Annotated in this window: 13 protein-coding genes; 6 read left to right on the forward strand and 7 right to left on the reverse strand. The window is 71.6% G+C overall.

The window, feature by feature from the left end:
• Nucleotides 1-23: 23 nt before the first annotated feature.
• Genes OG429_RS21090 through OG429_RS21100 form a run of 3 tightly spaced genes read left to right on the forward strand, consistent with a single transcriptional unit; the run spans nucleotide 24 to nucleotide 2064 of the window.
• Nucleotides 24-926: an NUDIX hydrolase gene (locus OG429_RS21090; protein WP_328926850.1), complete on the forward strand. Its 903-nt coding sequence runs from the start codon at nucleotides 24-26 to the stop codon at nucleotides 924-926.
• Nucleotides 923-1768 carry an MBL fold metallo-hydrolase gene (locus OG429_RS21095; protein ID WP_328926851.1) on the forward strand — a complete coding sequence of 282 codons (846 nt, stop codon included), beginning with the start codon at nucleotides 923-925 and terminating at the stop codon, nucleotides 1766-1768. The genes OG429_RS21090 and OG429_RS21095 overlap by 4 nt, the downstream gene beginning before the upstream one ends.
• Nucleotides 1765-2064: a ribosomal protein L7/L12 gene (locus OG429_RS21100; protein ID WP_328926852.1), complete on the forward strand. Its 300-nt coding sequence runs from the start codon at nucleotides 1765-1767 to the stop codon at nucleotides 2062-2064. The genes OG429_RS21095 and OG429_RS21100 overlap by 4 nt, the downstream gene beginning before the upstream one ends.
• Nucleotides 2065-2085: 21 nt before the next feature.
• Here OG429_RS21100 and OG429_RS21105 read toward each other — a convergent pair whose 3' ends face one another.
• A complete protein-coding gene (locus OG429_RS21105; RefSeq protein WP_328926853.1) occupies nucleotides 2086-2895 on the reverse strand; it encodes a nucleotidyltransferase domain-containing protein in 810 nt (269 codons plus the stop codon).
• Nucleotides 2896-3013: 118 nt separating this feature from the next.
• A complete protein-coding gene (locus OG429_RS21110; protein ID WP_003981529.1) occupies nucleotides 3014-3688 on the reverse strand; it encodes a Crp/Fnr family transcriptional regulator in 675 nt (224 codons plus the stop codon).
• Between the two features lie 254 nt (nucleotides 3689-3942).
• Here OG429_RS21110 and nth point away from each other — a divergent pair, with 254 nt between their 5' ends.
• The 3 genes from nth (at nucleotide 3943) to OG429_RS21125 (ending at nucleotide 6864) form a co-directional block, all read left to right on the forward strand.
• Entirely contained in the window at nucleotides 3943-4803 is an 861-nt protein-coding gene (gene nth / locus OG429_RS21115) for an endonuclease III (RefSeq protein WP_328926854.1), read from the forward strand.
• A gap of 89 nt (nucleotides 4804-4892) precedes the next feature.
• Nucleotides 4893-5648, forward strand: a complete 756-nt coding sequence (locus OG429_RS21120) for an NUDIX hydrolase (protein ID WP_328926855.1) — start codon at nucleotides 4893-4895, stop codon at nucleotides 5646-5648.
• Nucleotides 5649-5661: 13 nt separating this feature from the next.
• Nucleotides 5662-6864 (forward strand): MarP family serine protease, encoded by a 1203-nt coding sequence (locus tag OG429_RS21125; RefSeq protein ID WP_328926856.1) that lies wholly within the window; start codon nucleotides 5662-5664, stop codon nucleotides 6862-6864.
• A gap of 324 nt (nucleotides 6865-7188) precedes the next feature.
• On the opposite strand, the gene OG429_RS21130 is transcribed toward OG429_RS21125, so the two are convergent.
• The 5 genes from OG429_RS21130 to OG429_RS21150 form a co-directional block, all read right to left on the reverse strand.
• Entirely contained in the window at nucleotides 7189-8157 is a 969-nt protein-coding gene (locus OG429_RS21130; protein ID WP_328926857.1) for an alpha/beta fold hydrolase, read from the reverse strand.
• Nucleotides 8154-8612, reverse strand: a complete 459-nt coding sequence (locus OG429_RS21135) for a phage holin family protein (protein WP_328926858.1) — start codon at nucleotides 8610-8612, stop codon at nucleotides 8154-8156. The genes OG429_RS21130 and OG429_RS21135 overlap by 4 nt, the downstream gene beginning before the upstream one ends.
• Nucleotides 8613-8672: 60 nt before the next feature.
• Complete coding sequence (gene nhaA, locus OG429_RS21140; protein WP_328926859.1) at nucleotides 8673-10082, reverse strand: Na+/H+ antiporter NhaA; 1410 nt, start codon at nucleotides 10080-10082, stop codon at nucleotides 8673-8675.
• 210 nt (nucleotides 10083-10292) lie between these two features.
• Entirely contained in the window at nucleotides 10293-12290 is a 1998-nt protein-coding gene (gene acs / locus OG429_RS21145) for an acetate--CoA ligase (RefSeq protein ID WP_328926860.1), read from the reverse strand.
• 162 nt (nucleotides 12291-12452) lie between these two features.
• Entirely contained in the window at nucleotides 12453-14843 is a 2391-nt protein-coding gene (locus OG429_RS21150) for a SulP family inorganic anion transporter (protein ID WP_328926861.1), read from the reverse strand.
• Between the last annotated feature and the right edge of the window lie 65 nt (nucleotides 14844-14908).

Below are 14908 nucleotides of genomic sequence, written 5' to 3' on the forward strand. Positions count from 1 at the left end.
CCGGATGGCCGTAGCATCCGGCCATGCCGAATGGTCAGCAGCAGCCCCAGGCCCAGCCCTCCGCCGGAGGCCAGTGGTACCCGCCGGAGTGGCCCGCCCGTATCCGCGCGCTCGCGGAGGGCTCGCTCACCCCGGTGGACCCGCGGCGCGCCGCCACCGTGATGCTGCTCCGCGACACCCCCGCGGGGCCCGTCGTGCACATGCTGCGCAGGCGCGCCTCCATGGCCTTCGCCGGAGGCGCGTACGCCTATCCCGGCGGCGGGGTCGACCCCCGCGACGAGGAACACCAGGTGGGCTGGGCCGGCCCGAGCCGGGACGACTGGGCCCGCCGCCTGGGCACGGACACCCGTACCGCCCAGGCCATCGTGTGCGGCGCCGTCCGGGAGACCTTCGAGGAGGCGGGCGTCCTGCTCGCCGGGCAGACCCCGGACACCGTCGTCGGCGACACCACCGGCGACGACTGGGAGGCCGACCGGCAGGCCCTGGTGGCGCGGGAGCTGTCCTTCGCGGAGTTCCTGGACCGCCGCGGCCTGCGGCTGCGCTCCGACCTGCTGGGGGCGTGGGCGCGCTGGATCACCCCGGAGTTCGAGCCGCGCCGCTACGACACCTGGTTCTTCGTCGCGGCCCTCCCCGAGGGCCAGCGCACCCGCAACGCCTCCACCGAGGCCGACCGGACCGTCTGGATCCGGCCCGCCGACGCGGCCGCCGGGTACGACAAGGGCGAGCTGCTGATGATGCCGCCCACCATCTCCACCCTGCGCTCCCTGGAGCCGTACGGGAGCGCCGCCGACGCGCTCGCCGCGGCCGACGCGCAGGACCTGGCCCCCGTACTGGCCCAGGCCACGCTGGAGGACGGCGAGCTGGTGCTCAGCTGGCCGGGCCATGACGAGTTCACGAAGCGAGTGCGTCCCGGAGGCCCCGCATGACCGACGCCGCGGCACTGCCCGGACAGCCCCGCGGGGTCGTCACCTCCGGCCCCGCCACCGCCCGCGCGGTCAACGTCCTGGCCCCCAACGCTTCCGCGATGACCCTGGACGGCACCAACACCTGGCTGCTGTCCGAGCCCGGGTCCGCCCTGGCCGTCGTCGTCGACCCCGGCCCGCTGGACGAGGCGCACCTGCGCGCGGTCGTCGACACCGCCGAGCGGGCCGGCAAGCGGATCGCCCTGACCCTGCTCACCCACGGCCACCCCGACCACGCCGAGGGGGCCGGCCGGTTCGCCGAGCTCACCGGCACCAAGGTCCGCGCCCTGGACCCGGCCCTGCGCCTGGGCGACGAGGGCCTGGCCGCCGGGGACGTGATCCGCACCGGAGGTCTGGAGCTGCGCGTGGTCCCGACCCCGGGCCACACCAGCGATTCGCTCTGCTTCCACCTGCCCGCCGACCAGGCCGTCCTGACGGGCGACACGATCCTCGGCCGCGGCACCACCGTCGTCGCGCACCCCGACGGCCGCCTGGGCGACTACCTGGACTCGCTGCGCCGCCTGCGCTCGCTCACGGTCGACGACGGCGTGCACACCGTCCTGCCGGGCCACGGGCCGGTCCTGGAGGACGCCCAGGGCGTCGTCGAGTACTACCTGGCCCACCGCGCGCACCGCCTCGCCCAGGTCGAGACCGCCGTCGAGGACGGCTTCGTCACCCCGGAGCAGGTCGTCGCCCACGTCTACGCGGATGTGGACCGCTCGCTGTGGCCGGCCGCGGAGTGGTCCGTCCGGGCGCAGCTGGAGTACCTTCAAGATCACGGACTGATCCCTGGAGGGCCCGAATGAACACCGTGTTCTTGCTGGTCATGCTGATTGCCACGGCCGGTTGGATCACCTCGACTGTGACCCTCCGCGTGCAGAGCCTGCAGCTCAAGGTGGACCGCACGGAGCGTCGCCTGGCCTTGGTGCTGGACCACTTCGGCATCGAGGAGCCGGAGCCGGCCGGGATGGACGAGGTGCGGGCCCATCTGATGGCCGACCGCAAGATTTCGGCCATCAAGACCTACCGCCGGATCACCGGCGCGGGCCTGGCGGAGGCCAAGACGGCCGTCGAAGCCCTCGTGGTCGACGAGAAGCCCTGAGGCTGCCCCACGGGAGAGCCCTCAGCTCCCGTCGCGAGGCGTCTTCGTACCGTGCCGGGACGTGTACTCGTCCGCGAGCCACGGCCCGAGGTCCTCGATGAAGCCGCGCAGCACGGCCGGGTCCGCGACCGGGTCGAGCGCCACGGCGGCCGCGGCCCGCATCTGGGCGGCGCGCTGCGGGTAGTACGCGCCGAAGACTTCCGCGGACTCGGTGAGATCGCTGGTCCAGCCGCCCCACCGCGGCATGACCAGGGTGAATCCGGTGCGCACCAGACGTCGTGCGAAGACCCGGGCGAGGGCCCGGTACTCGTCCGGGCCGGATGCCGCCTGCGCCTTCGCCCGCCAGGCGGGCAGTAGCTCGGCCAGGTCGCCGTTGGTCTCCCGGGCGAGCAGGCTGTCCGGGCGGTAGCGGGGCAGGTGCTCGGCCAGGTCGGCGCCGAGCAGCGGGGTGCACAGGCAGGCGAGGAACCAGCCCAGGTCGAATCGTTCCTGCTCGCTCAGCAGGGTGTTCTTCCCGTACAGCAGGACGGCGGCGCCGTCGATCTCGGGGAAGTCCTCGTCGAGCCCCCGCGCCAGCACCTCGGCGGCGTCCCGGTCCTCGTCGGCGGGCTCGTGGTGCAGGGCGAGCAGCAGGTCGAGGTCGGACCGCCCGGGCCGCGCCGTCCCGCGCGGCACGGACCCGTACAGGTACGCGCTGTGCAGCCGCCGCCCGTACGCCTCGGAGATCCGCTCGCGCGCGGCGGCGACGACCCCCTTGAACTCGGCCCGCACCTGCCCGAGCGATCCCTCCCGCTCGAAGTACCCGTACGCGTCGAGACCTCTGTGCTCCATACCTCCACTGTGCACGGTCCCCGGGCGAATCCGGCCCCGTCCGGGCACGGCGGCGCACCCGGGAAACGCGAAGGGCCCCGCCCGAGGTACAGGCGAGGCCCTTCACGAAGCCGGGGCGTCAGCGCGAACGCTTCGCGAGGCGCTCCACGTCCAGCAGGATCACCGCACGCGCCTCCAGGCGGAGCCACCCACGGCCCGCGAAGTCGGCCAGAGCCTTGTTCACGGTCTCGCGAGAGGCGCCGACGAGCTGCGCGAGCTCCTCCTGCGTGAGGTCGTGCACCACGTGGATGCCCTCCTCCGACTGCACGCCGAAGCGGCGCGACAGGTCGAGGAGGGCCCGCGCCACACGGCCGGGAACGTCGGAGAAGACCAGGTCGGACATCTGGTCGTTGGTCTTGCGCAGGCGCCGCGCGACGGCGCGCAGCAGCGCGGTCGCGACCTCGGGCCGGGCGTTCAGCCAGGGCTGCAGGTCGCCGTGGCCCAGGCCGAGGAGCTTGACCTCGGTCAGCGCGGTCGCGGTGGCGGTGCGCGGGCCCGGGTCGAACAGCGACAGCTCGCCGATCAGCTCGCCGGGACCGAGGACGGCCAGCATGTTCTCGCGGCCGTCGGGGGAGGTGCGGTGGAGCTTCACCTTGCCCTCGGTCACGACATACAGCCGGTCGCCGGGATCGCCCTCGTGGAACAGGGCGTCACCGCGTGCGAGGGTCACCTCGCCCATGGAGGCGCGGAGCTCCGCGGCCTGCTCGTCATCGAGCGCCGCGAAGAGCGGGGCGCGCCGCAGAACGTCGTCCACGAGTCTCTCTCCTATGTCGACCAGCTCAGGGGACCGGTCTCCCATTTTGCCGGACGGCTCAAACAGTGCGATCAATCACTACCTAGGATGCCGGACATACGGGCGTGCTGTGCGGTGGGAGACCAATCGGGGTGGTGTTACCTGAGGTCCGGGCGGGTGTCAGCGGCCGGCCTTAGGCTGGCCGGGTGTCCAACAAGCCGGTGAGAGCACAGGCCAAGGGGTCTGCGGGAGTGACCGCCACCCAAAATTCAGCCGTGGGCGAACAAGCCCCCTCGAAGGTGTCCGCGAAGGCCCAGTCCGCCCCTCAGGGCAAAGGTTCGGCCAAGAAACCGTCCGTGGCCAAGCCCGAATCCCGTCTGGCCATGGTCCGCCGGGCCCGCCGCATCAACCGTGAGCTGGCCGAGATCTATCCGTACGCCCATCCGGAGCTCGACTTCCGCAATCCCTTCGAGCTGCTCGTCGCGACGGTGCTGTCCGCGCAGACCACCGATCTGCGGGTGAACCAGACGACCCCGGCCCTCTTCGCCGCCTACCCCACCCCCGAGGACATGGCGGCGGCGGCTCCCGAGCACCTGGAGGAGCTGATCAAGCCGACCGGGTTCTTCCGCGCGAAGTCCCGGTCCCTGCTCGGCCTCTCGCAGGCCCTGCGGGACAACTTCGGCGGGGAGGTGCCGGGCCGGATCGAGGACCTGGTGACCCTGCCCGGCGTCGGCCGCAAGACCGCGAACGTGGTCCTCGGCAACGCGTTCGGTGTTCCGGGGATCACCGTCGACACCCACTTCGGCCGGCTGGTGCGCCGCTGGAAGTGGACCGAGCAGGAGGATCCGGAGAAGGTCGAGGCGGAGATCTGCGCGATCTTCCCGAAGAGCGAGTGGACGATGCTCTCGCACCGCGTCGTCTTCCACGGCCGCCGGATCTGCCACGCCCGCAAGCCCGCCTGCGGGGCCTGCCCGATCGCCCCGCTCTGCCCGGCGTACGGGGAGGGCGAGACCGACCCGGAGAAGGCGCGCAAGCTGCTCAAGTACGAGAAGGGCGGCCAGCCGGGGCAGCGCCTGAGCCCGCCCCCGGACTACCCGGGCCTCCCGGCCCCGCCGCTGGGCACTCCGGCGCCCTGACGGGCGGCGACAGGAACGAATCGGTACCCGGACCGCGTTTGGCGGTGTGGGACACGGTGTTGACGGCAAGGACGCGGACAGGGGTGCCTATGACGCGCGGTACACGGGACGAGACGACGGCGGGAGCCCGTGATGTGGGCGGGGCCCGCGACGCCGGCGAGGCAGGGGAGGGCCGCGACGCGATCGAGGTCACCACGGACGGCCTGCCGGGCTGGCTCGACCCCGTCGTCGAGGCCGTGCGCACGGTGCGCCCGACCCAGCTGAGCCGGTTCCTGCCGCCCGAGGACGGCCGGGGCCGGCAGTCCGCCGTGCTCGTCCTGTTCGGCGAAGGCCCCCGCGGGCCCGAGCTGCTCCTCATGGAGCGGGCAGGCACCCTGCGCTCGCACGCGGGCCAGCCGTCCTTCCCAGGGGGCGCCCTGGACCCGGAGGACGGCGATCCGCACACCACCGGCCCGCTGCGCGCCGCGCTGCGCGAGGCCGAGGAGGAGACAGGGCTCGACCCCTCCGGTGTCCAGCTCTTCGGGGTGCTGCCCCGCCTGTACATCCCGGTCAGCGAGTTCGTCGTGACCCCGGTCCTCGGCTGGTGGCGCGCCCCGAGCCCGGTCGGCGCCGTGGACCCGGCCGAGACGGCCCGCGTCTTCACGGTCCCGGTGGCCGATCTCACGGATCCCGGGCACCGGGTCATGACCGCCCATCCCAGCGGCCACCTGGGCCCGGGATTCACCGTCGAATCGGCTCTGGTCTGGGGTTTCACCGCCGGGGTGATCGACCGGATCCTGCACTTCGCGGGCTGGGAGCGACCGTGGGACCGCTCACGTCACGTCCCGCTCGACTGGCGCGCATGAGACGGTGGCCCACGTGAACGTGCTGGACATCCTGTTGCTGCTCGCCGCCGTATGGTTCGCGATCATCGGCTACCGCCAAGGCTTCGTCGTCGGCATCCTGTCGGTGATCGGCTTCCTCGGCGGTGGTCTCGTCGCGATGTCCTTGATCCCGCTGATCTGGGACCGGGTGACGGACAACGGCACCCAGGTGTCCACCACGGTCGTCGTCATCGTCGTCGTCGTGATCATCGTCTGTGCCTCGATCGGCCAGGCCCTGACCACCCACCTGGGGAGCCGGCTCCGCCGCCACATCACCTGGTCACCGGCGCGGGTGCTGGACGCGACCGGCGGCGCCCTGGTCAACGTCGTCGCGATGCTGCTGGTGGCCTGGCTGATCGGATCAGCGCTCGCCGGTACGTCACTTCCCACGCTGGGCAAGGAAGTCCGCAACTCCAAGGTGCTCCTGGGCGTGTCGCGGGTGCTGCCCGCCCAGGCGAACACCTGGTTCTCGGACTTCAGTTCGACCCTGGCGCAGAACGGCTTCCCGCAGGTCTTCAGCCCGTTCTCCAACGAGCCCATCGCCGAGGTGAAGGCGCCCGATCCGGCGCTCGCGCACAGTCCCGTCACCGAGCAGGCCAAGCGCTCGATCGTGAAGGTCGTCGGCACCGCACCCAGCTGCAGCAAGGTGCTGGAGGGTACGGGCTTCGTCTTCGCGCCCGGCAAGGTGATGACCAACGCGCACGTCGTCGGCGGAGTCGGCGAGCCGACCGTGCAGATCGGCGGCGAGGGCAAGCTGTATGACGGCAAGGTCGTGCTCTACGACTGGGAGCGCGACATCGCCGTCCTGGACGTGCCCAAGCTGAAGGCCCCGGCGCTGGAGTTCACCGACAGGGACGCGTCGAGCAGCAGCGACGCGATCGTCGCCGGCTTCCCGGAGAACGGCGCGTACGACGTCCGCTCCGCCCGCGTCCGCGGCCGGATCAACGCCAACGGCCCGGATATCTACCACCGGGGCACCGTCCGGCGCGACGTCTACTCGCTGTACGCGACGGTCCGCCAGGGCAACTCCGGCGGCCCGCTGCTGACGCCCGACGGCAAGGTGTACGGGGTCGTCTTCGCGAAGTCCCTCGACGACCCGAACACCGGCTACGCGCTGACGGCAGACGAGATCCGCGACGACATCCGCATCGGCCGGATCGCCGAGCAGCGGGTCGACAGCCAGGGCTGCGCCCTCTGACGCGCTGAGGCCGAGGTGCGGGGCCCCGGCGCCGAGGCGCGGGCCCCGCAGGTGTCTCTACGTCCGCGGATGACGCAGCCGCGCCGAGACCCACAGGGCCCGGCGGCGCAGGATGCGTGGAATCCCGAGTCGGAGGTCGTGGCCGTGGCGGCCGGCCCTCTCGTAGCTGCCCGGCGTCGCTGCCGAGCGGCGTTCGTGTGCGGTGTCACTGTAGTCGTGCGTCCAGCCCATACTCCGAGCTGTGCCCGTGCCCCAAGGTCGGTAACCCCGTCCGGGGCGGCCAATTGGCCTATGCGCCGGGCAATTGAATGCTTGTCATATCGCTCAGCGGTCCGGCTCGGGGTCCTTGAGCCAGTTCACCAGCTCGGTGGAGAAGGCCACCGGGTCCTCCTCGTGCGGGAAGTGCCCGAGACCGTCGAACAGCCGCCACCGGTACGGGGCTTCGACGTACTGGCCGGAGCCGGCCGCGCTCCGCGTCCGCATCACGGGGTCGAGCGATCCGTGCAGGTGCAGCGTCGGCACCCGTACCGGCCGCTTCATCCGTCGGTTGAACTGGAGCCCGTCGGGCCGGGCCATGGACCGCATCATCCAGCGGTAGGGCTCGATCGAGCAGTGCGCGGTGGACGGGATGCACATCGCCCGCCGGTAGACCGCGATGTCCTCGTCGGTCAGGTCCTCCTGGAGCCGCGGCCCGGACCAGTCCCTGATCAGCTGCCCGACGAGGGCCCCGTCGTCGGCGACGAGCTGCCGCTCGGGCACGAACGGCCGCTGGAAGCCCCAGATGTGCGAACTCGCCCGGGTCTGACCGAAGTCCGACAGCATCGCCGAGCGCCAGCGCCGAGGATGCGGCATGGACGAGACGACGAGCCGGCGCACGAGCTTGGGCCGCATCACGGCCGCCGTCCAGGCGAGGTAGCCGCCCAGGTCGTGCCCCACGAGCGCGGCGTCCGGCTCGCCGAGGGACCGTACGACCCCGGTGATGTCGAGCGCCAGGTTGGCGGGGTCGTAGCCGCGCGGGGTGCGGTCACTGCCGCCCACGCCGCGCAGGTCCATCGCGACCGCGCGGTAGCCCGCCTCGGCGAGCGCCACCATCTGGTGCCGCCAGGTCCACCAGAACTGCGGGAAGCCGTGCAGGAGCAGCACGAGCGGTCCGTCACCGAGCTCGGCGACGTGGAAGCGGGCGCCGTTGGCGGCGACGTCCCGGTGCGTCACCGCTTTCCCGCCGGGGAGGTCGAGCCGTACCGCCGTGGCAGCAGTGGGGGGAGTGCTGGGGTCCGGCGAAGGCGCTGTCATGAGGACGAGCGTGCCACACCCACGGCCTTGTCACTCAACGGCCGCTCGTGGGGCTTGACGGTCCCGACGAGCGCGGCGGTCTGCTTGACCGCTTCGATGGTCTTCACCGGCGGCTTGACCTTCTTGAACTTCGCGTAGGCGATCAGCCCGACCAGGCCCGCGAGCAGCCAGAACGCGACGCCGACGATGAGGAAGGACCAGGCGAGCCCGAGCCCGAGGTTATGGATCCCGTAGGCCGCGGCGAAACTCAGTACGGGGAGGGAGAAGAGCAGGAGCACGCCCGCGACGATCGCGGCACCGCTGCCGATGCCCGCGCGCTTGACGTCCTGCTTGATCTCCACCTTGGCGAGGGCGATCTCGTCGTGCACCAGGGCGGACATCTCGGCGGTGGCCGAGGCGACCAGCTGGCCGAGCGTGCGCTCGGCTCCTTGCGCCCCTTGGTCCACTGCGCTCATCGCTCTCTCCCTCTGTCGTCAGCTGCCGGCGGCTGTCCTGCGCCGCCGGTCCCAGTCAGATCATGCCGGACCGTCGCCCTCGATGCTGGACCCGGCCGCCGCTTCGGCCTTGCGGCGGTGTTCCGCGGCCTTCTCGTCGTAGATCTTCGCCATCCGCAGGTGGTACGCGGGATTGTGCTCCTCGTAGATGTCCGGGATGCCGTCGAGGTCGTCGTCGCGATCCTCGGCCTCGGTGAGCGCCCTGTACTTGCGGTCGCGCAGCTTGAGCAGGACACAGGCGACGATCGCGGCGATCAGGGAACCGATCAGGACGGCGGCCTTGATCTCGTACATGAGGGTCCGGTCGTCGGTGAAGGCGAGTTCGCCGATCAGCAGCGAGACCGTGAATCCGATGCCGGCGAGCGAGGCGACGGCGAGCACGTCCGGCCAGGCGAGGTCCTCGTTCAGCTCCGCCTTGGTGAAGCGCGCGGCCAGCCAGGTGCCGCCGAAGATGCCGACGGCCTTGCCGACGACCAGGCCGAGGACGACGCCGAGGGTCTCCGGCCGGGTGAAGACCTGGGCGATGGCCTCGTCGGAGAGCGAGACCCCGGCCGAGAAGAGCGCGAAGAGCGGTACGGCGAGCCCGGCCGAGATGGGCCGTACGAGGTGCTCGATGTGCTCGCCGGGGGACTGCTCCTCGCCCTCCTCGCGGTGGCAGCGCAGCATCAGGCCCATGGCGACACCGGCGATGGTGGCGTGGACCCCGCTGTTGTACATCAGGTCCCAGATGACCAGGGCGAGCGGGACGTAGACGTACCAGCCGCGGACACCTCGGCGCAGCAGGAACCAGAACAGCGCGAGGCCCACGACGGCGCCGCCGAGGGCCAGGAAGTCGATCTCGCTGGTGAAGAACACCGCGATGATGACGATCGCGAAGAGGTCGTCGACGACGGCGAGGGTCAGCAGGAACGCGCGCAGGGCGGAGGGCAGCGAGGTGCCGATGACCGCGAGGACGGCGAGCGCGAAGGCGATGTCGGTGGCGGTCGGGACCGCCCAGCCGGCCAGTGAGCCGTCGCCGAGCACGTTGACGAGGGCGTAGACCACCGCCGGGGCGGCCATGCCGCAGATGGCGGCGATGACCGGGAGGGCGGCGGCCTTGCGGTCGCGCAGATCGCCCGCGACCAGCTCGCGCTTGAGCTCGATGCCGGCGACGAAGAAGAAGATGGCGAGCAGGCCGTCGGCCGCCCAGTGCTGTATGGACAGGTCCAGGCCGATGGCGGCGGGGCCGATGTGGAAGTCGCTGACGGTCTGGTAGCTGGCCGCCAGGGCAGGGGTGTTCGCCCAGACCAGGGCGCAGATCGTGGCCACGAGCAGCAGCACACCGCCGACCGTCTCGGCGCGCAGGGCATCGGCCACGAAGCGGCGCTCGGGCAGCGAGAGCCGGCCGAGGAACTTGCGGCGCTGGGGTTCGGTCGGGTTGGGCGTGGCCACGGAAGGGGACCTCCGGTTGGTCGACGGCATGACGAATGCAGTTGCCGACCAGACTTCCCGGCTCACCCTGTGGACTTTCTTGACGCTTTCAATATTTTACAGGGTGTAGCCAAGGGCGTATCCGGCGATCATCACTTTATGCGCGAAAAGGGCGTCCGGCGCGTTGCGCACCGGACGCCCTCCCGAGCCCGATCGGCCCGTCGGCCCGTGTCAGTCCTCGCTGGAAGCGCCCGGCAGCTTGGACTGGATCAGGTCCATGACCGAGGAGTCGGCGAGCGTGGTGACGTCACCGACCGCGCGGTTCTCCGCCACGTCGCGCAGCAGGCGGCGCATGATCTTGCCCGAGCGGGTCTTCGGCAGCTCTTGGACCGGCAGGATCCGCTTCGGCTTGGCGATCGGGCCGAGGGTGGCGCCCACGTGGTTGCGCAGGTCCGCGACCAGGTTCTCGGTCTCGGAGGCGCTGCCGCGCAGGATCACGAAGGCCACGATGGCCTGGCCGGTGGTCTCGTCGTTCGCGCCGACCACGGCCGCCTCGGCGACCGAGGGGTGGGAGACGAGCGCCGACTCGACCTCGGTGGTCGAGATGTTGTGCCCGGACACCAGCATCACGTCGTCCACCCGGCCCAGCAGCCAGATGTCGCCGTCCTCGTCCTTCTTGGCGCCGTCGCCCGCGAAGTACTTGCCTTCGAAGCGCGACCAGTAGGTGTCGATGAACCGCTGGTCGTCGCCCCAGATGGTGCGCAGCATCGACGGCCACGGCTCGGTGAGAACGAGGTAGCCGCCTCCGCCGTTCGGGACCTCGTTGGCCTCGTCGTCCACGACGGTGGCGGAGATTCCGGGCAGTGCGCGCTGCGCCGAGCCCGGCTTGGTCTCCGTGATGCCCGGCAGCGGGGAGATCATCATCGCGCCGGTCTCGGTCTGCCACCAGGTGTCCACGATCGGGCAGCGGTCGCCGCCGATGTGCTTGCGGTACCAGATCCAGGCCTCGGGGTTGATCGGCTCGCCGACCGAGCCCAGCACGCGCAGGCTCGACAGGTCGAACTTCGCGGGGATGTCGTCGCCCCACTTCATGAAGGTACGGATGGCCGTGGGCGCCGTGTAGAGGATGGTGACGCCGTACTTCTGCACGACCTCCCAGAACCGGCCCTGGTGCGGGGTGTCCGGCGTGCCCTCGTACATCACCTGGGTGGCGCCGTTCGCGAGCGGCCCGTAGACGATGTACGAGTGCCCGGTCACCCAGCCGATGTCGGCGGTGCACCAGTAGACGTCGGTCTCCGGCTTCAGGTCGAAGACCGCGTGGTGGGTGTACGCGGCCTGCGTGAGGTAGCCGCCCGAGGTGTGCAGGATGCCCTTCGGCTTACCCGTGGTCCCCGAGGTGTAGAGGATGAACAGCGGGTGCTCGGCGTCGAAGGCCTGCGGCGTGTGCTCGGCGGACTGGCGGCCGACCACGTCGTGCCACCAGACGTCGCGGCCCTCGGTGAAGGCGGTGTCCTGGCCGGTGCGCCGTACGACGAGCACGTGCTCGACCTGCGGACACTTGCCGACGGCCTCGTCGATGGCGGGCTTCAGGGCGCTGGGCTTGCCGCGGCGGTAGCCGCCGTCGGCGGTGATGACCAGCTTGGCGTCGGCGTCCTGGATGCGGGAGGCGACGGCGTCGGCGGAGAAGCCGCCGAAGACCACGGAGTGAGCGGCGCCGATGCGGGCGCACGCGAGCATCGCGACGACCGCCTCGGGGATCATCGGCAGGTAGACGGCGACGCGGTCGCCGGCCTGCACGCCCAGCTCGGTCAGGGCGTTCGCGGCCTTGGAGACCTCGTCCTTGAGCTCGGCGTAGGTGATCGCGCGGCTGTCGCCGGGCTCGCCCTCGAAGTGGATGGCGACGCGGTCGCCGTTGCCGGCCTCGACGTGCCGGTCCACGCAGTTGTACGCGACGTTCAGCTTGCCGTCCGCGAACCACTTCGCGAAGGGCGGGTTCGTCCAGTCGAGCGTCTCGGTCGGCTCCGTGGCCCAGGTCAGCCGCCGGGCCTGCTCGGCCCAGAAGCCCAGCCGGTCCGCGTCGGCCTGTGTGTACGCAGCCTGTGTCACATTGGCGGCGGCGGCCAGATCGGCAGGCGGTGTGAACCGCCGCTCCTCCTTGAGCAGATTGGCCAGGCTTTCATTGCTCACGACATCTCCCTTTCCCAGGGTGTCCGTTGTGTCCCCGGGCATAGCTCATCAGTCAGCGGCCCACGTGACAAGGGGTAGCCGGAAATTGGTTTAGACCTATAGCACGTCCGGACCCATGCGACGGCCCCTTCCCGCTGCAGGGCGCGGGAAGGGGCCACAGGATTGCACGGATAGGTGAGGCTATCGGTTCATCAACACTGAGGTTCAGGCGTGCTGTCCGACGGTGTCGAAGACCCGGCAGTCGAAGAAGTCCTCGCCTTCGGACAGCAGGTAGGCCTGCGCCTCGCCCACATGGAAGTACATCCCGTGCAGCTCCAGCGTGCCCTCGGCGAGCCGCCTCGCCACCGCTTCGTGGGCCCGCAGGTGCTCCAGCTGCTGCACCACGTTGGTCAGGCACAGCTGCTCCACGGCGTCGGCCGGGAGCCGGCCCGAGATCCGGGCCCAGGCGTGGTGACGGCTGGCCATCCGCTCAAGGCTGGGCAGTCCGTGCCGCAGCCAGCGGCGCAGCGGGGTGATCGGGGCGCCGGGGGAGGAGCTGAGGAGCGCCTGCATGGCCCCGCAGCCCGAGTGGCCGCACACCGTGATGCTGTCCACCTTGAGCACGTCCACCGCGTACTCGATGGCGGCCGCGACCGAGTCGTCGGTGGACTCGGCGCCCGGCAGCGGGACCAGGTTGCCGACGTTGCGGACCGTGAACAGGTCGCCCGGTCCGCTGGCCGTGATCATGCTGGTCACCAGGCGGGAGTCCGCGCAGGTGAGGAAGAGCTGGGAGGGCCGCTGCCCCTCGCGGGCCAGCCGGGCCAGCTCGTCCCGCACGTGGGGCGCGGTGTCGCGCTGGAAGGCGCTGATCCCGTTGGCCAGCTGACCGGCGCCGCGCCGGCGGGGAGCGGGCGCCGGGGCGGCCGCGGCCGCCGATGCCGCTGACGTGGGAGCTCCCGCCGCGACAGGGCCGTCCGTGACCGCGGCCTCCGCCGTGTCCGTACGGGTGTCCGTGGCGCGGTGGTCGCAGTGGTTCTGCCACGGCGTCCAGGGGCGGCAGCACTGGTGGCCCCCGCGTTGCGGTGCGCGCCGGGCCGGGTCGGAGAAATGCGCCCCGTCGGCGCGGCGGCCGGTGACCTCCACCGATCCGCCGTGGGCGCGATGGGAGTCCTGCCAGTCCTGCAGCGTCTCGTAGGCCGCGTGGTCCATGAACGAGCCGTCCAGCTCGATCACGGCGCGCCCGTCGTGCGGGATCTGGTTCAGTACCCGGGTCAGCCGCGGCACGGCGAGGAAGGTCAACTGGCCGCGCGCCCACACCCGGTGGACCCCGGTCTCCAGCTGTTCCACCGTGATCCGGGTCCTCGCCAGCCGGTGCAGGGCGAGCGCGACCGCCACGGCGATGCCGATGGCCACGCCCTCGAGGACCCCGCCGAGGATCACTCCCACGATGGTCGTGCCGTAGACCACGATCTCGCGGTGCCGGGTGACGGTACGCAGGTGCGTGGCGCTCACCATCCGCACGCCCACCGCCATCACCAGCGCGGCCAGCGCGGCCAGTGGGATCAGGTCGAGGGCGGGGACGAGCAGTCCCGCCGCGAGCACCACCCAGAAGCCGTGCAGCATGACCGACCGCCGGCTGGCGGCACCGGACTTGACGTTGGCCACGCTGCGCATGGCCCCGCCCGCGACGGGCAGCCCGCCCAGCGCGCCGGAGACGATGTTCGCCGCGCCCTGTCCCCGCAGTTCCCGGTTGAGGTCGGCGCGCGGCGGGCGGTTGCCCGTACCGCGCTCGGAGGCGATCAGCTTGTCGGTCGCGACGGCGGAGAGCAGGGACTCGACGCTGCCGACCAGGGTGACGGTCAGGACGGCGGCGATGATGCCGAGGACCGGGCCCTCGGGGAGCTCGGGCAGGGCGTGGCTGCGCCAGGACGGCAGGTCCACCCGGGGCAGGCTGAGGCCGGTCAGGGCGGCGAACGCGGTGGCCGTCGCCACGGCGGCGAGCGCCGCCGGCACCTTGCGCAGGGCGTGGCCGGTCCGCCCGGGCAGCCTCGGCCAGCTGAACAGGACGAGGAGCGTCAGCACGCTCACCCCGAGCGCGACCGGGTGCAGATCGGCCAACTGGTTCGGGAGGCCGAGGACGTTGGCGACGGCGGAGCTCTGCGGGGTGCCGCCGAGCACGATGTGCAGCTGGGCCAGCGCGATGGTCACGCCGATGCCGGCGAGCATGCCGTGCACGATGGCCGGGCTGACCATGAGCGCCGACCGGGCGGTGCGCAGCAGGGCGAGGCCGAGCTGGCAGGCGCCGGCGAGCACGGTGACGGCGCAGGTGGTACGCCACCCGTAGTGCTGGATCAATTCGGCGCTGACGACCGTGAGTCCGGCGGCGGGTCCGCTCACCTGGAGGGGTGCTCCGCCGAGCCGTCCGGCGACGATCCCGCCGACGGCCGCGGCGACCAGCCCGGCCTGGAGCGGGGCGCCGGTGGCCAGGGCGATGCCGAGGGAGAACGGCAGGGCGATCAGGAAGACGGCGATGGAGGCGGAGAGGTCCGCGGGAAGGTCCTTGCGGCTCTGCCGGCGGAGCTTTTTGTTCGTCGGTGTGGGGGAAGTGGCTGTCATAAGGTCCCGTCTCCTCTGGGGGAGGGATGAAGCGGCGGGAGTCTCAACACTCGGTAAATGGATGG

The sequence above is a fragment of the Streptomyces sp. NBC_00190 genome (assembly GCF_036203305.1).
Lineage (GTDB): Bacteria > Actinomycetota > Actinomycetes > Streptomycetales > Streptomycetaceae > Streptomyces.